Source organism: Ensifer sp. SL37, from assembly GCF_026672675.1.
Classification (GTDB): Bacteria; Pseudomonadota; Alphaproteobacteria; order Rhizobiales; family Rhizobiaceae; genus Ensifer; species Ensifer adhaerens.
The window spans coordinates 282,522-302,453 of record NZ_JAPPRN010000002.1 but is presented as its reverse complement, the minus strand read 5'-3'; the positions used below and the strand labels follow the sequence as shown (position 1 = coordinate 302,453).

17 protein-coding genes and 6 pseudogenes are annotated in these 19,932 nt (G+C 58.7%); 17 read left to right on the top strand and 6 right to left on the bottom strand.

The window, feature by feature from the left end; genetic code table 11:
* The first annotated feature begins 70 nt into the window (after positions 1–70).
* From OVA00_RS09310 to OVA00_RS09290, 5 genes are all read left to right on the top strand, one after another.
* Positions 71–553 (top strand): hypothetical protein, encoded by a 483-nt coding sequence (locus OVA00_RS09310; protein WP_268088681.1) that lies wholly within the window; start codon positions 71–73, stop codon positions 551–553.
* 490 nt (positions 554–1,043) lie between these two features.
* The gene (locus OVA00_RS09305) at positions 1,044–1,490 is read left to right on the top strand and encodes a hypothetical protein (RefSeq protein ID WP_268088680.1); all 447 of its coding nucleotides are present in this window, start codon (positions 1,044–1,046) and stop codon (positions 1,488–1,490) included.
* Positions 1,487–2,152, top strand: a complete 666-nt coding sequence (locus tag OVA00_RS09300) for an acyltransferase (protein WP_268088679.1) — start codon at positions 1,487–1,489, stop codon at positions 2,150–2,152. The genes OVA00_RS09305 and OVA00_RS09300 overlap by 4 nt, the downstream gene beginning before the upstream one ends.
* Position 2,153: 1 nt before the next feature.
* Positions 2,154–2,711 (top strand): thermonuclease family protein, encoded by a 558-nt coding sequence (locus OVA00_RS09295; RefSeq protein WP_268088678.1) that lies wholly within the window; start codon positions 2,154–2,156, stop codon positions 2,709–2,711.
* A complete protein-coding gene (locus OVA00_RS09290) occupies positions 2,708–3,334 on the top strand; it encodes a hypothetical protein (protein WP_268088677.1) in 627 nt (208 codons plus the stop codon). Before OVA00_RS09295 ends, OVA00_RS09290 begins: the two co-directional genes overlap by 4 nt.
* 2 nt (positions 3,335–3,336) lie before the next feature.
* On the opposite strand, the gene OVA00_RS09285 is transcribed toward OVA00_RS09290, so the two are convergent.
* A complete protein-coding gene (locus tag OVA00_RS09285; RefSeq protein WP_268088676.1) occupies positions 3,337–3,615 on the bottom strand; it encodes a hypothetical protein in 279 nt (92 codons plus the stop codon).
* A 557-nt stretch (positions 3,616–4,172) separates the two neighbouring features.
* On the opposite strand from OVA00_RS09285, the gene OVA00_RS09280 reads away from it, so the two are divergent.
* Entirely contained in the window at positions 4,173–4,493 is a 321-nt protein-coding gene (locus OVA00_RS09280) for a hypothetical protein (RefSeq protein ID WP_268088675.1), read from the top strand.
* A 349-nt stretch (positions 4,494–4,842) separates the two neighbouring features.
* Here OVA00_RS09280 and OVA00_RS09275 read toward each other — a convergent pair.
* Positions 4,843–5,789 (bottom strand): IS630 family transposase gene (locus OVA00_RS09275; RefSeq protein WP_268088674.1). Its coding sequence is split into 2 segments (ribosomal slippage): positions 4,843–5,450 and positions 5,450–5,789, totalling 948 coding nucleotides; the frame shifts between segments, so codons are not numbered across the junction.
* 187 nt (positions 5,790–5,976) lie between these two features.
* Here OVA00_RS09275 and OVA00_RS09270 point away from each other — a divergent pair.
* Together OVA00_RS09270 and OVA00_RS09265 are read left to right on the top strand one after the other, a co-directional pair.
* A complete protein-coding gene (locus OVA00_RS09270) occupies positions 5,977–6,246 on the top strand; it encodes a CopG family ribbon-helix-helix protein (protein WP_268088673.1) in 270 nt (89 codons plus the stop codon).
* Positions 6,243–6,554 carry a type II toxin-antitoxin system RelE/ParE family toxin gene (locus OVA00_RS09265; RefSeq protein WP_268088672.1) on the top strand — a complete coding sequence of 104 codons (312 nt, stop codon included), beginning with the start codon at positions 6,243–6,245 and terminating at the stop codon, positions 6,552–6,554. Before OVA00_RS09270 ends, OVA00_RS09265 begins: the two co-directional genes overlap by 4 nt.
* Here the strand turns inward: OVA00_RS09265 and OVA00_RS09260 are convergent.
* Together OVA00_RS09260 and OVA00_RS09255 are read right to left on the bottom strand one after the other, a co-directional pair.
* Entirely contained in the window at positions 6,502–7,152 is a 651-nt protein-coding gene (locus OVA00_RS09260; RefSeq protein WP_268088671.1) for a hypothetical protein, read from the bottom strand. The two genes, OVA00_RS09265 and OVA00_RS09260, sit on opposite strands and share 53 nt — an antisense overlap.
* A gap of 210 nt (positions 7,153–7,362) precedes the next feature.
* Positions 7,363–7,743: pseudogene (locus OVA00_RS09255) on the bottom strand (Tn3 family transposase); the annotation flags it as partial.
* Between the two features lie 98 nt (positions 7,744–7,841).
* Between OVA00_RS09255 and OVA00_RS09250 the strand changes: the two are divergent.
* Both OVA00_RS09250 and OVA00_RS09245 read left to right on the top strand, forming a co-directional pair.
* Positions 7,842–8,618 (top strand): annotated as a pseudogene (locus OVA00_RS09250) (IS256 family transposase); the annotation flags it as partial.
* Positions 8,619–8,677: 59 nt separating this feature from the next.
* Positions 8,678–9,880: an IS256 family transposase gene (locus OVA00_RS09245; RefSeq protein WP_268088617.1), complete on the top strand. Its 1,203-nt coding sequence runs from the start codon at positions 8,678–8,680 to the stop codon at positions 9,878–9,880.
* Here the strand turns inward: OVA00_RS09245 and OVA00_RS09240 are convergent.
* Positions 9,770–10,973: pseudogene (locus tag OVA00_RS09240) on the bottom strand (IS701 family transposase). The gene OVA00_RS09245 and the pseudogene OVA00_RS09240 sit on opposite strands and share 111 nt — an antisense overlap.
* Positions 10,974–11,330: 357 nt before the next feature.
* On the opposite strand from OVA00_RS09240, the pseudogene OVA00_RS09235 reads away from it, so the two are divergent.
* The 7 genes and pseudogenes from OVA00_RS09235 to OVA00_RS09205 form a co-directional block, all read left to right on the top strand.
* Positions 11,331–11,414: pseudogene (locus tag OVA00_RS09235) on the top strand (IS5/IS1182 family transposase); the annotation flags it as partial.
* Between the two features lie 276 nt (positions 11,415–11,690).
* Positions 11,691–14,435: a BapA prefix-like domain-containing protein gene (locus tag OVA00_RS09230; RefSeq protein ID WP_268088669.1), complete on the top strand. Its 2,745-nt coding sequence runs from the start codon at positions 11,691–11,693 to the stop codon at positions 14,433–14,435.
* A gap of 245 nt (positions 14,436–14,680) precedes the next feature.
* Entirely contained in the window at positions 14,681–15,082 is a 402-nt protein-coding gene (locus OVA00_RS09225) for an IS4/Tn5 family transposase DNA-binding protein (RefSeq protein ID WP_268088668.1), read from the top strand.
* Positions 15,083–15,310: 228 nt separating this feature from the next.
* On the top strand, positions 15,311–15,757 hold the full coding sequence (gene tnpA / locus OVA00_RS09220) for an IS66-like element accessory protein TnpA (RefSeq protein WP_268088667.1): 447 nt from the start codon (positions 15,311–15,313) through the stop codon (positions 15,755–15,757).
* A complete protein-coding gene (gene tnpB / locus OVA00_RS09215) occupies positions 15,741–16,094 on the top strand; it encodes an IS66 family insertion sequence element accessory protein TnpB (protein WP_268088666.1) in 354 nt (117 codons plus the stop codon). The genes tnpA and tnpB overlap by 17 nt, the downstream gene beginning before the upstream one ends.
* 41 nt (positions 16,095–16,135) lie before the next feature.
* Positions 16,136–17,245, top strand: a pseudogene (tnpC, locus tag OVA00_RS09210) (IS66 family transposase); the annotation flags it as partial.
* A gap of 96 nt (positions 17,246–17,341) precedes the next feature.
* Positions 17,342–18,613, top strand: a complete 1,272-nt coding sequence (locus OVA00_RS09205; RefSeq protein WP_268088851.1) for an IS256 family transposase — start codon at positions 17,342–17,344, stop codon at positions 18,611–18,613.
* Positions 18,614–18,643: 30 nt separating this feature from the next.
* Here the strand turns inward: OVA00_RS09205 and OVA00_RS09200 are convergent.
* Positions 18,644–19,697, bottom strand: a pseudogene (locus OVA00_RS09200) (IS5 family transposase).
* Positions 19,698–19,932: the final 235 nt, after the last annotated feature.

The following is a 19,932-nucleotide window of genomic DNA, read 5'->3' as shown; positions in this document are numbered from 1 at the left end:
AACTCTTGAAGGGCATATATATCTATGTATGATCCATACTCATCGCAAACGCGGAGATTTGTCAACCGCCATGAACTCTCTTGTCCATTTTGCTGGCTCTGCCGCCCTCTCGGCTGTCCTTCTGGCTTGTGTCACGCCGGCGCGCGCCGCTTCGGTCAACGAATGCGCGATCTGGATATGTCTTCCAGGTGGGTTTCCAAGCGGTTGCGAGGCGGCTTACGCGGCGATGATCTCGCGATTGAAAAACTTAGAACCGCCACTGCCGGAATTTTCTGGATGTTCAGCTGATGGTGACGACAACGGCATGTCGTTTGATTGGGGGAAGGCTGCTTACATAGAAGAACGGCACGTCTGCACGAGCTCGACGATTGGTCTCAACGAAAAGTCGGAGTGCCGCGACGATCCTGCCAGGCACGTCAAGGGCGAAGTCTGCCGACGTCGAACCTCGCGACCAGACGCGCGTCCAGCGGGTTGCATCCGCACGGACGACTACATCACTGTCTACCAGAACGGGAAAGCGCTCTCCCCGATCACTTACTGGAACATTAGATGATGCCCGATGCACAACGTTGGCAATGCTGTGCTCGATTGTGGGCGGTGAACGCTTTCGGATCCGCGCTACAACCATCAATAGGGATGCCTATGGGCGACGACGATAGAAGGCCGTTCGGAGAAGTGAGGCCCTTTAGCATAAACTGGGCGCTCGCCCTGATTTTATGTTGGGTCCTGCTCCCCCTTCTTGGATTTCCCATGTTTCTGGCTGCGGTCGAGGAGGCCGTCGGTGCCTATTCCCCTCCATGGGAAGGCTTTGGCCACACCTGCCTAATCCTCGGTCTGTATCTCGTGTCGTACGCACTGCTGAACTCTCTCTTCTGCCTGGCCGCGATTTCGGCATTCAAGCTTGTGCGCCGAATGTTCAGTTGGTGCCGATGAAATAGGCGTTTCCTGCTCGTTCAACCCGTTCTCCTCGCGAGAACCGCCATTCCGGCGGTGTCGCTAGATGCGGTGCGCCGTTGTCTTCCACCCTAAACACGGAGCTTTCCATGAAACGTTCGCTCGCAATCCTGACGACCACTTTAGTCATGAGCGCTGTTCTGCATCCGGCTGCAGCCGAGGATAGCTACAAGTTTGAACTCAAGCTGACCACCAAGGACGCCCGGCACGATCCCGACGGTGTCTGGTCGGCCGACAGCCTTGCCCTCATCCGTCTGACCCATAAGGCCGCGAACATCTACACCGCCCGCGTCAACACCCCATCTGGATCATGGTTGCTGAGCCAGACGAATGGCGATTGCAACCTGCAAGGTATGTGCACGGCCCTGCTCGTCTTGACCAAGACCGGCGCCCCGCCGCGCGAGATGGCAAATCCGCAGATGCCGCTAGGTGGCACGGCACTCATGTCTCTCAATTACAAAATGCTGAAGACCTCCGAAATTACCGAATCCGGTCAACCGATAACCGGATCCTACAAGGTGGGTCCGCTGCCATGACGACAGCCTTTGCCGTTGCCCGATCGGCGTGGGCTCCCAACATAAAGGACTCATGTGCGAATTTCGGGTTTGCCGTCAGCCTTGTTGCCGGGTTCGCCTTTGCTGGCGAAACTGCAATCGGCCTGTTAAATGCCGGCATGCCATCGGAATGCGCAGAATTTGCCTCCAATGTCACACAGAGCGAAGGTAGCTTCAACAGCATCTCCCCCGTCGTAAACGGGATCCAGTGCTACGGCGCCTTTCAGTTCTGCGACGGCACGATCGAGGACTACTGGAATGGCTCCAAGCAAGACTTTCTCGCCAATCCAACGGCACAGGTCGCTGCGTGGCGGCAATACGAGCAGAGGCAATGGTCCGCGGCGGAGAACAACGGCCTGACCAGCGCCATCGGTCAAGAGGTCTGCTACAAGGGCACATGCGCTATCATCACGCAGTCGTCGATCCTGAAGGCCTGTCAGTTTGGCTGCGGTAAGGGTGGCAAATTGGACAATCTCGTCAAGGCCGGCCTGGATTGCAGTGCGCCCGGGACAAGCGATGGTGCCGGCACGAGCGTCTGCAGATACCTGGTCTCCGGCGCCGGCTACAATGTGGGATGCATTACCAACAGCAATGACGGGATTGATTGTCTTCCCGCTGTCGGCACCACGACCACGAAGCAGTAACATGAGAAAAGCTGCGCTTGCCCTCCTCGTCTCGGCCGCTTCTATCTCGCCCGCAACGGCCGACGAGGTGCGGCCACGGCCACAGACGTTCCAGATTGCCCAGTCCGGGATCACTTTCCTCACCGGTGACAGCTGGAGGCAGGACAACCAGGTCATGCGTCTCTACGGCGTTCAGGCCTGCCTGCGCGGCTCCTCCTATACTTACAGAAGCGGCCAGAAACAGGACTGTGGCGCTGTGGCGCTCGCGATGTTGGCGGCGATCGTGAAGGACACGAGACCCACATGCACACCCATTGCCCAACTGTCGCTGCAGGCGTCCGCCCCACCTTCAACCATCCTGGTTATCTGCACTGCCCATATCGGCAAGAACACCCTTGATCTCGGCGCCATGCTGATCACACAAGGTTTCGGGTTCGCCGCATTGGCAAACAGCGGTGAACCTGTCTACATGCCCTACAGCATCGAGGAATCGATAGCGCAACAAGCGCGTGCCGGGCTGTGGGCTTTTGATGACATGCCCCATCCGAACCGTAGCTTGCTTGGTGCTATCAAGCAGTGATCATCGGGGAAATGGGCGAAAATTCAAGATACACAGCCAAGTACGCGGAATGGCGCCGGCAGTGGTGGAAGGAAACGCTGGGCGAGGATCTCCGGGAATCCAGAGTGCTGTTACCGGCCAAAGATTATCCGCGCGCCATGGCATTAGCCTCCGATTTGGGGACCCGCTTGCCGCTTTTGCTGGGCCAACTTGTCGTGTCGCAGCTCGATTTCCTGGACGAAGCCCCATCCCCAACGACGGTCTCGGTTCCAGGCCCGCCGGAGCAGAGCGACAGCGATCGAGGTGCCGATTTACGCCGCCTTATCTTCGCGTCGCAGTTTCCAGGGGATACGGCCTCCACTCGCATGCGACTGAGCGCGATCGTCGATCATATCGCATCGGAAGTAGCACGCGGTTGCCGGCCAACTGCGCGCCAGATCACCAATCTGTTGAATGCTCCCTCGAACCAGGTTGACGCACTGTGCCGGCTCCTGGAGGCACGAGGCATGCTCGATCGCACGCGCACGCCCGGCGTTTCACCTGGAAAGTCCGCCAAAGTCCTCTCTATCCGAGAGGACGCGGCCGATCGGTTGCAGGCCGCTCACCACGCAGCGACGGGACGAGTGATAACGCTCGACGACTGAAATCAGATCACGCTCTCAATAAGCGCGATGAACTCATCTTTCATCTCTGCAGGTTCTGATCCGATCACCAACGACAATTTTGCGAGATTGTCGAGAAGTATGGTTCTGCGCTTTGCACTTCGCCTGGAAGCCACCCAAAATAAGATGCGGACCAGAATGTCGCGTCCCTCGGCATTTTCGTGTTGCCATATAAAACTGCGCATCGGCTCAAGAACAGGCGAGCGGTACACCAGGTTTGCGGGATCATCGGCAAATCGTTTTGTTTCGTGTGCATTGTGCATGAAAAACTCAAGCCTCGTTCAACTTGCTTCAATCGGTGGTGTGGGACAGACAACCTGTATGTGAGTTCTCGAAACTGCGGCCTTCCAACATGTGACCGTACCGACCGCACCGGGAAGCAGACGAGTCGATTTTGGGAAACGGATAGCTCGCAAGCCAAACGTCCAAGGGCGGCCGTATAGCTGTTCAACGGTCTTCGACCGGGTCCTGCGGCCTCGCACTGGGCTAGGTCGTCCTCCAACGGGGCGAGCCGTGTGTCGAGCCTGGCGACGCCTGAGGCGCATTGTTGCTGCGCACATACGAGGTGGCGGTCGCGGTGGGACGCGACTAAGGCGCGGCGATATGCGGTCGCGAGCATGATTGAAAGGCCTACTGGCATCGCTCCCTTCCTCTTATGCATATAACGATCCCTGCAATCGTGTATGCTCAAAACGAATCCGCCGAACAAAATCCAGGCGCAGGCTTATTGTGAAGCGGATTGATATTACAATATCTGAAGATTGATGATATGCCAACACACCCTGGATCGAATTGGGCAAGCATTACATTCGCGGGTGCGATGCAAGACAAAATCTTAAACAATCCGCTTGCGGGAGAGACGGCAGCCAGTCGTCTAAAGCAGTTGGCACTTGTTTACATAATCTACCACATGCAGGTTAAAGGCATCGAGCCATCCGCAAAAAATATCAAGGAAAAAGCGGGGCTGAGTCTGCCTGGAGTTCATGAGATGACCGGGTACCTGATTGCCAGAGGACTTTTGGTCGAGGAGACGGTGCTCAACGCGATAGGGCGTGGTCGAGCATCGCGGTTCGTCATTCCAAACGAAGTGCTGCGCTCCATCTTCGATGACGACGATGGGCCACCTTCTGTTGATCGTTGATTTTACTATTTCTGAATATCTTGCGCGGTAGGCTTGCTTGAAGCATAGTCCGGCGACCGAATCATGGCGTTTACCGTGCGCCGGATAAGGACGTAGCATATTAGGTTTAGCTGGAGAAATGAGCGGCAAAACAGGAAAGGTCTCGAAAGCGACAACTTTCAAGACCCTTCATCAAAGCTATAAGCTTGATATGTGGATGGTTGCCCACCCTGACCGGTAATAAACCATCTAGACAAAATGATTCGTTGTCAAGCGATGGCGCCATTTTTGGCGAAGGCTTTGTGTTGCCCTCTTTCCAAAGATGGAAGAACAGGCATGCATCAAACTATTGGGTTAGAGCGTTTCCCTTTCATATTGGATCGTATCCGCACGAATTGAAGTAGTTTCGAGCTTCGTGGGGCTCGATGAAGTCGAGCAGTTTTCCGATCCTGTCCCACAGTCCGGTCACAGTTCGCTCGGCCGCCTTTCGCGGTAGGGCCTTCAATTTGGAGAAGGCCTTCTCGATAGGGTTGAAGTCTGGGCTGTATGGCGGGAGGAACATCATCCGTGCACCAGCAGCTTCGATCATCGCGCGTGCCGCGGGTCGTTTGTGGCTGGAAAGGTTGTCGAGGATAACGACATCGCCCGGCTTCAATGTCGGGACGAGCACCTGGCCAACATATGCCTCGAACCATTCGCCATTGATCGGTCCATCGATGACCAGAGGCGCGACCATTCCCGTATTGCGTAGGCCTGCGACCAGCGTCGTCGTCTTGCGATGGCCGTGAGGGAAGCCCATCCGCAACCGCTCGCCTTTGGCGCATCTTCCATGGGTGCGCGCCATATTGGTCGCGGTCCAGGTCTCATCGATGAAGACGAGACACGCCGGATCGAGATCGAGTTGCTCGTCGAACCAGCATTGGCGCTGTTGCAGGATGTCCGGACGGATTTGCTCTAACGCATGGCCTGTCTTTTTTTGCGCGTCTGCTCGTGCCGGACAAGGAAACGATGCAGGGCCGACTTGCTGACCGTGATGCCCTGGGCGGCGAAAGCGTCGCGAAGTTCGAACAAGGTGCCGTCCCGGTGATCCGTAAGCCAGGCCATGATCAGATCGGCGTGGGCCTCGGTCTTGCGGGAATTGCGGTCGCCACCGAGTGGGCCGGGTTGCACGTTACCCTGCCGGATTTGCAGGTTTCGCCAACGGCTCACGCTCGCGGCGCTTACGCCGAAACGCTTGGCGGCTTCTCGATGGGATGCGCCGGCGGAAACGGCGGCAAGCACACGGGTGCGAAGATCAACGGAAAGGGCTTTCGACATATCTGCCGACCTCCATCGGCAGATAGCTTGAATCAGAACCGGCCTGATTTGCAAAGCCCGTCGATTCAGTCAGGGAACCGCTCTAATACGTATTGACGTGTATTCGTTTCATCGAGCTAGGAAGGCGATGGTGGCGGCCGGGAAAGCGTGCTATGTTGTACACAATTCAACACACGGAGGTGATTCCATGACCGCCAGCACCACCATGACGATTCGGGTTAGGCCCGATGTGAAAGAAAAGCTCGACCGGATCGCGGCCGACACGCAGCGAAGCAAATCCTTCCTCGCCGGCGAGGCTGTCGCCGCCTATGTCGATCGCGAGCTTGAAATCATCGACGGTATCAAGCGCGGCATGGCCGACGCGGCGGCCGGCCGGGTGATCTCCCACGCGCAGGCCGTCGCGGAAATGCGTGAGGTTATCGAGGAAGCGAAGCGCCGGAAAGCCGCGCGCGGATGAGGCCGGTCGTCTGGTCGATTGAGGCGCAGCGGGATAACCTCGAAATCCTGCGCTATATCGCAGAGGACAACCCATTCGCCGCCGAAAGGGTTGTGGACGCGATCGAGGACGCCGGTAACAAGCTCGGCGAATTTGCGACCGGTCGGCCGGGGCGGGTGAGCGGAACCTATGAAAAGTCCCTCGCCCGGCATCCCTACATAATCGCCTATGAGCTGCGGGACGTGGCGGGCCGGGAAAGCGTCGTGATCGTGCGCGTTATTCATACATCAAGGGATTGGCCGGCTGAAGAATGGCCAGGTGCCCAATGAACGAGCTTTTCGTAAAGTAATCTTGTTGTCTTAGAATGGAGGGAAATTCCGGGAAATGACCTTTTTGCGTCGTATTTTTGGCGGGGTGCAGCCGTCCTATCTCATTCGGTCCTATGTGATCGGTCTTATATTCTTTGCTCTCATCGTCGGCATGGTCATGAGCGCTGAAACCAAGAATGGCACACCTGCCGGTCTGATTGTTTTTGCTTCGCTGAGCACATTGCTCTTTCCCTTCGCCAAGCTGGTTTGGGATGAGCTTCGCGATCTGGCCTTTGGGAACAACGTGATTTTCATGAACGCGATCTTCCTGTTCATGCTCAAGTAGTGCGTCAACGGCATGCTCTGGGCCTTTGCGATCTTCGTCGCGCCGGTTGGAATCCTGTACCTGTGGTTCCGCACCCGCCAGCCGAAAGCGCCCATGGAAGATCAGGCACACCGCTGTTGCAGCCGAGGCGAACGGGGAAAAGGTTTGCATCATCGACGCCGATCCACAGGAAAGCGCGACCGCATGGGCGAGCGCACGGGAAGCCGGAACACCGATCGTCGCCACGGCGCAGGCCGGGGAACTGGACGCGGCGCTTTGAGCGGCCGAGGGCATGACCTTGGCCGTAGTGGACGCCCCGCCCCATGCCGCTCCGGCGGCTGGCCAGATAGCCCGAAGGTCAGAGCTGGTCTTGATTCCGGTTCGACCTTCCGCGTTTGACCTCGCTGCCGTTCCGGCCGCCGTCGAGATCGTGACGGCCGCGAAGGTGCGCGGCGCGTTTGTCCTGTCCGCCTCGGGTAGGCGCAGGATACGTGTAAAAACCGGTCACAAGGGTATTTCGAAGGGCAGAGGTGCCGGGGCGAGCGGCTTTGGGATATCCTGCATATCGATTGAGTATTTCCCGAAGCGCCTGATTTTCGCGCGGGCATAGGGGCTGAGGGAGGCGGCCAGCTCTGGCGTGACCGCCAGGCCGTCGGCGGCCATGGAATTGATGACGTCGGTCAGGTCGGCGACATTGGACAGCATGATGGCGTTGGCGACGAGGCTCGCATATTTGACCTGCTTTTCCTGTTCGACGGGATCACCGCTCTTGATGACTGGTCCGCCGAAGGTAATCCAATCGAGAAAGTCGTTGAAGGATTCGATCTTGGTCGTTTCAGCCCGGATAGAGCGCCGGACCTGCGGATCGGAGATATAGCGCAATAAACGAGCTATGACGGAAACTGGGTGATGACGGTTTGATGAGGGCGGCGTATCGAGGCGGGTGACAAGCCTGCCAGAACCTCATGAAAGAGCGATACGCCATGAAGACAGATAGCACTGTTGTTTCCTTTCCGCATCCCGAGACGCTCGATGATCCCCTGACATCGGTTCTACGCGAAGGCGCGCGCCGGCTTCTGGCACAGGCCGTGGAGGCGGAAGCCGAGGCGTTTCTTGCGGCCATGGCCAGCGAACGCCTGAGCGATGGGCGGGACCGGGTGGTGCGGCACGGCCATGGGCCTGAAAGAACGATCCAGACGGGGATCGGTCCGGTTGCGGTGCGCCGCGTCAAGCTGCGCGACCGGGCTTTGGAGACTTGCGGCGAGGATCGCATCACCTTCACGTCGGCGATCCTGCCGAAGTGGGCACGACGCACGAAGAGCCTCGACGCTCTGCTGCCGGTCCTTTACCTGCGCGGCATCTCGACCGGCGATTTCCAGGAGGCGCTTGCCGCCTTACTCGGCAAGGACGCACCGAACCTGTCCCCCTCGGTGATTGGCCGGCTGAAGGAGGAGTGGCAGGCCGACTATGATCGCTGGCAACGCCGCGACCTGTCAGCCCGCCGCTACGTCTACATCTGGGCCGACGGGGTCTATCTTCAGGCACGCATGGAGGACGATGCCGCTTGCATGCTGGTCGTCATCGGCGCGACGCCGGAAGGCAAGAAGGAACTTGTCGGCTTTCAAGTCGGCGTGCGCGAAAGCACCCAGAGCTGGCGCGAGCTGCTCGTCGGGCTGAAGGCCCGCGGGCTTTCGATTGCGCCAGAAATTGCCGTGGGCGACGGCGCGCTCGGCTTCTGGAAGGCGCTGGAGGAGATATTCCGGGAGTGTCAGGAATTCTGTGCGGTGGGCCATGATGATGAAAAGGAGCGAATCATCACATGGCTATCGAAAAAGAACTTCTGGACCAACTTCTTGCTGGTCGTGATCCATCCGATGTTTTCGGCAAGGACGGCTTGCTGGATGACCTGAAGAAGGCACTGTCGGAGCGTATTCTCAACGCCGAGCTTGATGAACATCTCGCCGTCGATCGCAGCGAAGGACCGTCGGGCAATCGGCGGAATGGATCTTCGAAAAAGACGGTGCTGACCGGTACCTCGAAGATGACGTTGACCATCCCGCGCGACCGGGCCGGTACGTTCGACCCGCAGCTGATCGCCAAATATCAGCGCCGCTTTCCCGATTTCGATGATAAGATCATTTCCATGTACGCGCGCGGCATGACGGTGCGGGAAATCCAGGGCCACCTCGAAGAAATCTACGGTATCGACGTGTCGCCGGACCTGATCTCGGCGGTGACCGACCAGGTTCTGGAGGCCGTTGGCGAGTGGCAAAACCGCCCGCTCGAGCTGTGCTATCCCCTCGTGTTCTTCGATGCCATCCGGGTCAAGATCCGGGACGAAGGCTTCGTTCGCAACAAGGCCGTTTATGTCGCGCTCGCAGTTCTGGCGGACGGCACAAAGGAAATCCTCGGGCTCTGGATCGAGCAGACCGAAGGGGCAAAGTTCTGGTTGCGCGTGATGAATGAGCTGAAAAGCCGTGGCTGCCAGGACATCCTGATCGCCGTGGTCGATGGCCTGAAGGGCTTTCCCGAAGCCATTACAGCCGTCTTCCCTCAGACGATCGTCCAGACCTGCATCGTCCACCTGATCCGGCATTCTCTGGAGTTCGTGTCCTACAAGGATCGCAAACCCGTCGTACCGGCGTTGAGAGCCATCTATCGTGCTCGAGATGCCGAGGCTGGAATGAAGGCGCTGGAGGCTTTCGAGGAAGGGTATTGGGGCCAGAAATACCCTGCCATCTCTCAAAGCTGGCGGCGCAATTGGGAACACGTTGTTCCCTTCTTCGCCTTCCCAGAGGGCGTCCGCCGCATCATCTACACGACGAACGCCATCGAGGCGTTGAACTCGAAACTTCGTCGGGCAGTGCGCTCGCGCGGCCATTTCCCGGGTGACGAAGCCGCGATGAAGCTGTTATATCTGGTCCTCAACAATGCGGCCGAGCAGTGGAAGCGCGCGCCGAGGGAGTGGATCAAGGCAAAGACACAGTTCGCCGTCATCTTCGGCGAGCGGTTCTTCAACTGATGAAACCGGCCCACCGCACAGAATTCCTGACACTCCCTGGTGAAATCCCCGCCACCCTCGTCCTTCGTAATGGCCAAGGCCGAGTTCCTGTTTCAAGTCCTGATAATCGCGTTCGATCCGCCAGCGCAGCTTGGCCTGGCTGACCAGATCCTGGAGCGATGTCGCTTGCCCCAACGACGACAACCAATATTTGGTCGGCTCCGCCTCGCCATCCGGCCACTCCATCATGAACCACTCTTCGGCATGTGGCTCCGAGCGCCAATAGTCACGATGAGCGGGTCGAACGCGCACAGCGGCGAAGCGGGAGGTGAGTGTCGTGTTGGTGCCCTCGCGCCACGTGACGAGTTGCCAGGCTTCGGGCGGCAAATCCTTGGCCAAAGCTTTGGCGGGGGTCGGCTTGTGCTCGCTATCGCGGCGGTAAAGCGAAGGTGGCCGGCCTCTTCCGCTCCAAGGCTTGGGTGGCATCGGTCCCTGTCCTTCCGGCCACAAGCTGGTCGACGATACCAACGATGTAATCCAGATCCATTTTGCGCAGACCGGTCCGGAATGCGGTGTCGATGCCGTAGCCTGCATCCGCCAACACCACACCGGGCGGGACGCCGAGCGCCAAGGTGTCGCGGATCTGATCGAGGGCGATCTGTGGCTTGGTTTGGAATACAACGCCGTCGGGAACACCGACCTTGGCGCGTCGCAGCGGATCTGCCGCCCAACTCTCCGGAAGGTAGAGCCGATAGGCCACGGGCACGCTGGCTTGTTCGTTGGCCACCGACAGCGATACGGCGACCTGGCAATTGTCCTGCTTGCCCAACTGGCCGCAATATTGCCGTGCCACGCCCACGGAATGGACGCCCTTCTTCGGGAAACCGGTGTCATCGACGATCCAGGCGCGGATTGGCTCCCGCTTGGTGATGATGGGGAGTACCAGATCGCGGACCGCACCCAGTATCGCCACATCCGACCAGTCCGCTTTCGCCACGAAATGATGCAGGGATTGATGCGCAGCCTGGACGCGTCCAGGCTCAACGCGCGCTGCGATCGGCTCGACGCTCTTGCGATCGCCGGGCAGCAACAGTCCCATGCAATAAGCTTTCATCGGCGTCACGCGATCCGCGTGCCCAAGGGCCGCCGCAAGTCTCTCGACATAGGCCGCAAAACGCGATCCACTCGTTTCGATTCCGTCCTGGAGATCCATCGCTCCCTCCATCTGAAGCTTGAATCGCCAGTCTCGCAATCAATCGTTAACAAAATTTATGACACAGTAAGACTAGGGAGGGCGGCAACCACTCCATCTTTCAAAGAGACGTCGAGACCGACATACTCGCCCATGGTGTTCTCCGTTTGATCCTGAGCCCGGCCAACAGTCGTGAGCCCGTTTTTCATCTTATCGGGGGCAACCACCCCCACCAGCCATCATCTTATAAAAATGGCATGGGGCAATCGCATTGTCGATCGGCAACGCAATCTCGTGGAACGGTTCTTCAACAGGATCAAGCAGTTCCGAGGCATCGCAACCCGATATGACAAGCGCCCGTAAAACTTCGCCAAGGACGCGCGAAGCGCCGGTTTATAGACTAAACCATCCGCGCCCAAGGGCTTTCGCCTGCTCCCTTCAGATTGAGCTTTTTTCCCGGCAATTGATAAATTGCCGTCAGTCTGCCTCACACGCCAAGCCTAACCAATCCACGTTGGGCCGACGCCGAGACGCGCCGCGCCCGATCTTGCCATCGCGTGCCATGCGCCTTGGTTTGAGCAAATCTTTAGGGAGCATGTCAGTCCCGCTGACCTGCCATAGTGAAAGAAATGGAAGCATATGTACATCCATGCTGAAGTGATGTCTGCCGGCTCTGGCACGGCAAAGAAAATGCTGTTGCAAGGGTCTTCTACGAAGATCGATGTCGGGCATATGTCCGACGTAGCGTTTTGTTTGTCGAAGGATGCAGTGGCTGCTTTTGAGCGCCGGGGTGAAGACCTGATCTTGCGTCTGGCAAACGGTGAAACCATCCGCCTGGTGAATTTCTTCCGCGAGGACGAAGACGGTCGCCCGAAACTGTTCCTGACGGAAAAGAAGGAAAGCGACGACGCGGAAGCGGGGGATTGCGGTTGCCTTGTTGAAGTGAACTTCACCGACACATCGCAGGGGTTGCTTGCTCCGTCGTTCTCCGTGTCGAGTTGTGCCGCAGGGTCGAATCCCGCGTTTTTGCTTTTGCCGCTTGCTGTGGCCGGCCTGGCGCTCGCCTTGAGTTCCGACGATGATGACAGTGATGCGGACGCAGATGCGGATGCGGATGCAGACGCTGATGCTGATGCAGACGCGGATGCTGATGCAGACGCTGATGCGGATGCAGACGCGGATGCGGATGCGGATGCAGACGCGGATGCTGATGCAGACGCTGATGCTGATGCAGACGCGGATGCTGATGCAGACGCTGATGCGGATGCCGACGCGGATGCGGATGCAGATGCGGATGCAGATGCAGATGCAGATGCAGATGCGGATGCAGATGCGGATGCGGATGCGGATGCGGATGCGGATGCGGATGCGGATGCGGATGCGGATGCGGATGCGGATGCGGATGCGGATGCGGATGCGGATGCCGACGCGGATGCAGACGCGGATGCGGATGCTGATGCAGACGCGGATGCAGACGCGGATGCGGATGCTGATGCAGACGCGGATGCAGACATTACCATCAATGTGGTCGAGGGCGACGATACCATCACCGAGACCGAGGCGCTGGACGGAGCCCCGGTCACAGGTCGGGCCAAACCCCTTTCCGAAATCACCCTGGAATTCGATGGCTACGTCTTTACCACCACCACCGATGCCAACGGTGACTGGACCGTAACCCTACCGCCATACGCCCTGGGCAGCCTCGGCTCAAAACCGATCCTGGTCACCTCCACGGATCCGGCAACCGGCGCCGTGCTCGATTCGGAATTCAGGGATGTGACGCTCACGTCAGATTCGAATACGTCAACTGGTGGAGAGCTGGTCAATGACACAACGCGGGTTGGCCAGGATCTCGATCCCCATGTCGCGGGGCTTGCGGATGGGGGTTGGGTGGTGACGTGGCATAGCAACGAGGGGACTATCTCCACCGGAATCACCCAACAACGTTACGACAGCGCTGGTAATAAGGTCGGTGACGCGGTTGTTGTTCAATTGCCGGGGCAAAACTCTAGTCCCGGTTCGAATGGCTTTTTCTCTAGTTTTTCATCTGTAGCCGGTCTGGACGATGGAGGCTGGGTGGTTGTGTATGGAACCGGGAGGCTTGGCGGCGCCGACATTTTCCAGCGGATTTACAATGCTGACGGAACTGCCCGTGGTGCCCCGGAACAAATAATGAGCTTTAGCAATTTCGGCGCCCATGATTTAGAAGTAGCATCCTTGCCAGATGGCGGCTGGGTAGTGAACTATTTGAATGGCGATGTCATCACCCAGCAAGCCTTTAACGCAGATGGGACCGAGCGTGGCGCTGAAGTGACCGTTTATGATGGCAACACCTCTGGTTTGGGAGCACTTTCTTTACCATTTGACGTCGTTGGCCTAGCCGAAGGTGGTTGGGTGACGACATGGCGTGCCGGCCCGAACATACTGCAACAGATATACAATGCGGACGGAACAGCGAACGGCACCATGATCACAGCCACCGCTTCTGGAGAAACCCCCATTGTCGGAGCACTAGCGGATGGCCGCTTTGTCACGATGTGGGTAGACAGTACGCACCTAGAATGGCAGGTTTATAACGCCGACGGAACTCCGGATGGAGCGCAGGCCTTCATTCCCGCTGTAGCATCGCCTTCGTTTGGCTCTGTTCAAGTCGCCGGCCTCGAAAATGGTGGCTGGGCTGTTGTGTGGTTGAGCACGGACGGTGTAGGGGATTATTATACTCAAGCATTCAATGCCGACGGCATACCGGTAACGCCAATTACACGAGTTCCTGCCGAGTCTCCCCCAATTGCCAATGGGGCAACCGAGCCTCAGATCGCGGCCCTGTCGGACGGCGGTTGGATTGTGACATGGTCAAATTGGAAGGATTTTACAAACACCTACGACATCTATCAGCAGCGCTTTGACAGTGATGGCAATCTGCTCAACCCGAAGGACGATCCGGTGTTTGACACGATCACCGGATCCGGTGGCGCTGAGACGCTGACAGGCGGCAACGGCGACGATGTCTTTGTTGTACCGGATGCACTGTTTGCCCGCATTGACGGCAAGGCCAATGTCGACACGCTGCAGCTCGATGGCACCGGGCTTCATCTCGACTTCGCCAGCGATGCCATCGCGCCGGGGGTTGTCACCGGCATCGAGACGATCAATATCACCGGGACCGGCGGCAATACGTTGTCGGTGACCGCCCAGGACGTGCTCGATATGTCCGACACCACGGATCTGCTCATCGTGCGTGGCGACAGCAACGATACCCTCAATGCCACTGGCTTCACGGCAGGCGGCAGTGTCACCTCGAACGGTGAGACATTCGATGTCTTCACCAGCGGCTCGGCAACGCTGTGGGTCGAACAGGACATGGGCACGGTCAACGTCGTCTAAGGCCAAGGATCGAACGATCAAGCAAACGCCGGCGGGGCCTGTCCCCGCCGGCGTCAACGTTGGAATACACGCTGGCACATACGACGGCGTGTCCCTCAAGCAGCCATCGACGCGAGCAACGGATCACCTCTATGGTAAGCATCCGAGAAACCTTTCAATTACCCACAAGTTCAAATTTGAGTTGTTGCGTATCAGGAATCGCGCGTGATTCCTTTTCTGGCACCGAATCGCACAGGAGCGGTGCCATGGACGCAGGAGTGAACGCGTGGTTTGATGAAGAGCCTGCCGGCTCTACCTTCGCAGATGAGCGGCTTGGCAAGCGCTTACGTCAACTTGTGGAGAGGTTGAGCGGTGCCATGGGAGCAAGCATTCCACTGGCGTGTCAGGACTGGGCCAACACCAAGGCGGCTTATCGGTTCTTTGCCAATGATCGGGTCAGCGAGGGCGAAATTCTCGCTGGTCACTTTCAGGCGACGCGCAGTCGTTTTGCTTCGACGCCTGGTCTATTTTGGTCCTGCAGGATACGAGTGAATTCATCTATCGTAAGCATACGCCGAAGGCTGCTGCGCGACATCGCACTTGACTACTCAGCGACATCGCTGGTGACGCGCGGGGCCGACCGGAGGATGGGCGTAGCCCGTCCGTAGGTTGGCCCCGCGCGGCGCGGATTTTTCCGCGCCTTCGGCCGCGACGATTGCCTTAAGTCCTGGATCTTCAACTGCGAGGAAGAGGACCTGGATGCCAGGCAAACCGATCACGGATCAGCAAGCGAGACTGTATATGAGATTGAACAAAAGTAAACGCGCAAATCTCTGCACCTTTTCATTGATGTTTAGGTGATGGAGTCTGCGTCCGCAATGGAGACTGCGGACGCAATGGCAATTGATGACAGAGAGATTTCGGAGCCGCTTCGGGTTGTGCGTGTTCTTCGCAACGGGAAGCGGTATTTTGATCGGGCTTCGAAGGAGCGCCTGATCGATGCGTGCCTTGAGCCTGGGGTATCGATTGCCGGACTTGCGCTTTCGCACGGGATCAATACCAATCAGCTGCGCAAGTGGGTAAATCAGCGCCAAGACCGGCAGGCGGCAAGCAAAGGATTGAGGGTTGTGACGAATTGCGTGGCACCGTCGGCCTTCATTCCAGTGGTCGAGGCAGCCCCACTTGCACGGCCACCGGCCCCGGCGGCTCGGTCGACATCGCCAGGGGTGCGGTTGAAGGCGTCGCTACCGAACGGTGTGCGGCTTGAGCTTGTAGATGCGGATGCTGGGGCTCTGTCGGCGATGATCGAAGCACTGGGACGTTGCAATGTTCCGGCTGGCTGACGATCTTCGCGTTTATCTTCACCGGGATCCGATCGACTTTCGTGCGGGGATCTACAGCCTGGCGATCCTAGTCGAGCAGTCGATGGGCCTGAGCCCGTTCGAGCGTGCTGTCTTCGTCTTTTGCAACCGTCGGCGCACCCGGATGAAGCTCCTATTCTTCGAGCGGTCAGGGTTCGTGCTTGTATTGAAAGCCTTGTCCGAAGACCGGTTTCGCTGGCCCCGCCGCGAGGCGTCGGTCGTTACGCTCGATACCGAACAGTTGCGCTGGCTGCTTGAGGGCATCGATCTCGATGCGATGGTGCGCCATCCTGTTCGGCAATATGAGTTTGTCGGCTGAAGGCTGTTGACGTAAGGGTGCGGCTCAGATTCAAAGCTGCTATGACAGGAACCGGCATCCCAACCGTTGCGGAACTGATGGCGCTTCTGGCGGCGAATGCTGCCGAGAACGCCGCGCTGAAGGCTGAGAGAGACGCTCTTGCGCATCGGGTCCTCAAGCTTGAGGAAGAACTGGCGCTTGCGCAACTGCATCGTTTTGCGCCGCGCAGCGAAAAGCACATGGATCGCGTCTTCAACGAAGCCGAGAAAGCCGCCCTTGAGGCTGATGCTGACGAGGGTCTCGCTGATATTGACGCGACCGACGCCACTGAGCTTCCCGATACGGGATTGCCGGAGGTGGAAAAGCCCGCGGGCAAGAAACGCGGGCGCAAACCTCTTCCGGCAAATCTGCCACGCCAACGCGTTGAGTATGACCTTGCCGCCGATCAGAAGGTCTGCCCGTGCTGCAGCCATCAGATGCATCGCATGGGCGAACTCGTTACCGAGCAACTGCATATCGAGGTGAAGGCCACGGTTCTGCAGAACGCCAGGGCCAAATACGCATGCCGGAACTGCGAGCGCACGGGCATCATCACCCCCATCGTTATGGCACCGATGCCCGCACAGCCATTGCCAGGCAGTATTGCCACCGCCTCGACACTGGCCTTCGCGCTCGTTCACAAATATGTCGACGGGACGCCGCTCTATCGTCTGGCGCAAGCCTTCGAGCGCGCTGGCGTTCCTGTCAGCCGTGGCGCTCTGGGCCATTGGGTGATCGGTTCGAGCGAGAGACACCTCATTCGCGTCTATGACGCACTGAAGCTGCGGTTGCGATCCCGGACCGTCATCCATGGCGACGAGACTACCGTGCAGGTGCTGAAGGAAGTAGGCAGGAAAGCAACCGACGAGTCCTACATTTGGGCTTACCGCAGCGGCCAGGACAGCGCCGAGCCGATTGTGCTGTTCGATTATCAGCCCGGTCGTGGGCAGGTGCATCCGCAGGCTTTCCTTGGCGACTATCGCGGCATTTTGATGAGCGACGGCTATCAGGCCTGGCGCACCTTGAAGGGCGCAACGCATGTCGGATGCATGGCTCACGCCAGGCGTCGCTTCGTCAATGCCTTCAAGGCGGGGAAGAAACAAAGCGGCCTGCCTACGCAGGCGCTGAAGTTCGAGCTATGACGGAAACTGGGTGATGACGGTTTGATGAGGGCGGCGTATCGAGGCGGGTGACAAGCCTGCCAGAACCTCATGAAAGAGCGATACGCCATGAAGACAGATAGCACTGTTGTTTCCTTTCCGCATCCCGAGACGCTCGATGATCCCCTGACATCGGTTCTACGCGAAGGCGCGCGCCGGCTTCTGGCACAGGCCGTGGAGGCGGAAGCCGAGGCGTTTCTTGCGGCCATGGCCAGCGAACGCCTGAGCGATGGGCGGGACCGGGTGGTGCGGCACGGCCATGGGCCTGAAAGAACGATCCAGACGGGGATCGGTCCGGTTGCGGTGCGCCGCGTCAAGCTGCGCGACCGGGCTTTGGAGACTTGCGGCGAGGATCGCATCACCTTCACGTCGGCGATCCTGCCGAAGTGGGCACGACGCACGAAGAGCCTCGACGCTCTGCTGCCGGTCCTTTACCTGCGCGGCATCTCGACCGGCGATTTCCAGGAGGCGCTTGCCGCCTTACTCGGCAAGGACGCACCGAACCTGTCCCCCTCGGTGATTGGCCGGCTGAAGGAGGAGTGGCAGGCCGACTATGATCGCTGGCAACGCCGCGACCTGTCAGCCCGCCGCTACGTCTACATCTGGGCCGACGGGGTCTATCTTCAGGCACGCATGGAGGACGATGCCGCTTGCATGCTGGTCGTCATCGGCGCGACGCCGGAAGGCAAGAAGGAACTTGTCGGCTTTCAAGTCGGCGTGCGCGAAAGCACCCAGAGCTGGCGCGAGCTGCTCGTCGGGCTGAAGGCCCGCGGGCTTTCGATTGCGCCAGAAATTGCCGTGGGCGACGGCGCGCTCGGCTTCTGGAAGGCGCTGGAGGAGATATTCCCTTCGACCCGCCATCAACGGTGCTGCCAACACAAGCTCCTCAACATCCTCAACAAGGTGCCGAAGTCGGTGCAGCCGAACATGAAGGCCGATCTCAGGGAGGTCCGCGATGCCCCGGATCGGGCAACCGCCGAGGTCGCGATCGCCGTCTTCGTCGACAAATACAAGGCCAAATACCCCAAGGCCGTCAACTGCCTGACGAAGGACCACGAGGCATTGCTGACCTTCTTCGACTTCCCCGCCGAACACTGGGACCATCTGCGCACCTCGAACCCGATCGAAAGCGTCTTCGCCACCGTCAGGCACCGCACGGTGCGAACCAAGGGAGGCCTGTCCCACAACACAGCACGGCTCATGGTCTTCAAGCTCGTCATGAGCGCCGCCAAAACCTGGCGCCGGCTGAAGGGCGAAAATCAGTTGCCAAAGGTCATCGCCGGCGTCAAATTCACCGACGGTGTCGCCGAAACGACGACCCCTGACCATCGCGCCGCCTGATCGGCCTCGTCACCCATTTCCCGCCATAGCTCAGGCGATGTTGGCCATGCCGATCTTCACCGTCGCCCTGCTGATGCCAATGGTGCGGATGAAGAGCTTCATCTTGTCCTTTTGCCTGGCGAAGACGTGCTCGACGGCGGACCTGATCTTTGATCGTCGCCCGTTTGCCCGCGACATCGTTTCCGGCATTGGTTTGCCCTTCGGCTTTCGCTGGTGGATGTCCGACTTCAGGCCATTGTCTTTCAGCCACTCCTCGTTGGTCTTCGAGCGATATGCACTGTCGGCCCAGACCGTCGAGGCAGTATTGTCCTTGGCGACGACGTTTCTGAGCTGAGCGCCGTCATGGGCGGCCGCACTCGTCACCGTCCATCCCCGGATGAACCCATGCGCCCGGTCGATGCCGGCATGGTTTTTGTAACCGAACATCGGAATGGCGATGTCATGCTGCTTGGTCGCGGCTGATGTCGGCGTTTGTGTCGGCTGCTTCGCCTTGGAATATTTCACTGTCCAACGCGCATCGCGATCCTTCTGGGTAAGCTTGGCGGGCTTGTCCTTCCACTCGTGCGGGATCTCACCAGCCTTGATCGCGTCTTTCTCGTCCTGGCTGTTGTGCTGCCTGGGCGCCTGGATGATCGTTGCATCAACGATCTGACCACCTTTGGCCAGGTAGCCCGACCGTGACAGATGCTTGTCGAAACGGGCGAATAGGTTGTCGATGGCACCGGCCCGCACCAGGCTTTCGCGGAACAGCCAGATCGTCTTGGCATCCGGAACCTTGTCGGAAAGGCCGAGCCCGAGAAACCGCCCTATCGGCGATGCGTGCATCGCCTGTCGGGTAAGACATGAACGACAACCGGTCCTGGATGACGAACTCGGCCTGGTCGTCGGAGAGATTGTAGAGCGCCTGCAGCACCAGGATCTTGAACATCAGCCCTACCGGGAACGGCGGACGCCCGCCCTTTGATCCGTCGGATCGCTTCAATGCCTTCGCCAACGGCTTCTCGAACACAGCCCAGGGAATGATGCTGTTGAGCTTCTCCAGAGGGTCGCCGACGGCACTCAGGCGCTCGTAACGCTCGTCCAAATCCCAAAAGCCTGGCTGCCACGCATCATCCGTTCCCGCAAATCACACAGCCAGGATTGAATCACGAAAACCGGCTGAAGGGGAGGTTTTTAGAGGCGTCCAATCGCACCAGCGCGTGGCGCGGGTTGATGATCGCGTCCAGACGGTCGCGAAAAAGATCATTTCTACCGGCTGTTAGCGGTCGCCTAAAACTGCGGTTATTCGCTGCCGAGAAATCGGAATAAGGCAGCGTGCT

Coding starts and splice junctions, on each gene's coding strand:
- OVA00_RS09300 (WP_268088679.1), top strand. CDS start 1,487: ATGACGACAGCCTTTGCCGTTGCCCGATCGGCGTGGGCTCCCAACATA.
- tnpA (WP_268088667.1), top strand. CDS start 15,311: ATGGCAATTGATGACAGAGAGATTTCGGAGCCGCTTCGGGTTGTGCGT.
- OVA00_RS09270 (WP_268088673.1), top strand. CDS start 5,977: ATGACCGCCAGCACCACCATGACGATTCGGGTTAGGCCCGATGTGAAA.
- OVA00_RS09265 (WP_268088672.1), top strand. CDS start 6,243: ATGAGGCCGGTCGTCTGGTCGATTGAGGCGCAGCGGGATAACCTCGAA.
- OVA00_RS09280 (WP_268088675.1), top strand. CDS start 4,173: ATGCAAGACAAAATCTTAAACAATCCGCTTGCGGGAGAGACGGCAGCC.
- OVA00_RS09230 (WP_268088669.1), top strand. CDS start 11,691: ATGTACATCCATGCTGAAGTGATGTCTGCCGGCTCTGGCACGGCAAAG.
- OVA00_RS09205 (WP_268088851.1), top strand. CDS start 17,342: ATGAAGACAGATAGCACTGTTGTTTCCTTTCCGCATCCCGAGACGCTC.
- OVA00_RS09295 (WP_268088678.1), top strand. CDS start 2,154: ATGAGAAAAGCTGCGCTTGCCCTCCTCGTCTCGGCCGCTTCTATCTCG.
- OVA00_RS09245 (WP_268088617.1), top strand. CDS start 8,678: ATGGCTATCGAAAAAGAACTTCTGGACCAACTTCTTGCTGGTCGTGAT.
- OVA00_RS09310 (WP_268088681.1), top strand. CDS start 71: ATGAACTCTCTTGTCCATTTTGCTGGCTCTGCCGCCCTCTCGGCTGTC.
- OVA00_RS09225 (WP_268088668.1), top strand. CDS start 14,681: ATGGACGCAGGAGTGAACGCGTGGTTTGATGAAGAGCCTGCCGGCTCT.
- OVA00_RS09260 (WP_268088671.1), bottom strand. CDS start 7,152: ATGCCCTCGGCCGCTCAAAGCGCCGCGTCCAGTTCCCCGGCCTGCGCC.
- OVA00_RS09305 (WP_268088680.1), top strand. CDS start 1,044: ATGAAACGTTCGCTCGCAATCCTGACGACCACTTTAGTCATGAGCGCT.
- OVA00_RS09285 (WP_268088676.1), bottom strand. CDS start 3,615: ATGCACAATGCACACGAAACAAAACGATTTGCCGATGATCCCGCAAAC.
- tnpB (WP_268088666.1), top strand. CDS start 15,741: ATGTTCCGGCTGGCTGACGATCTTCGCGTTTATCTTCACCGGGATCCG.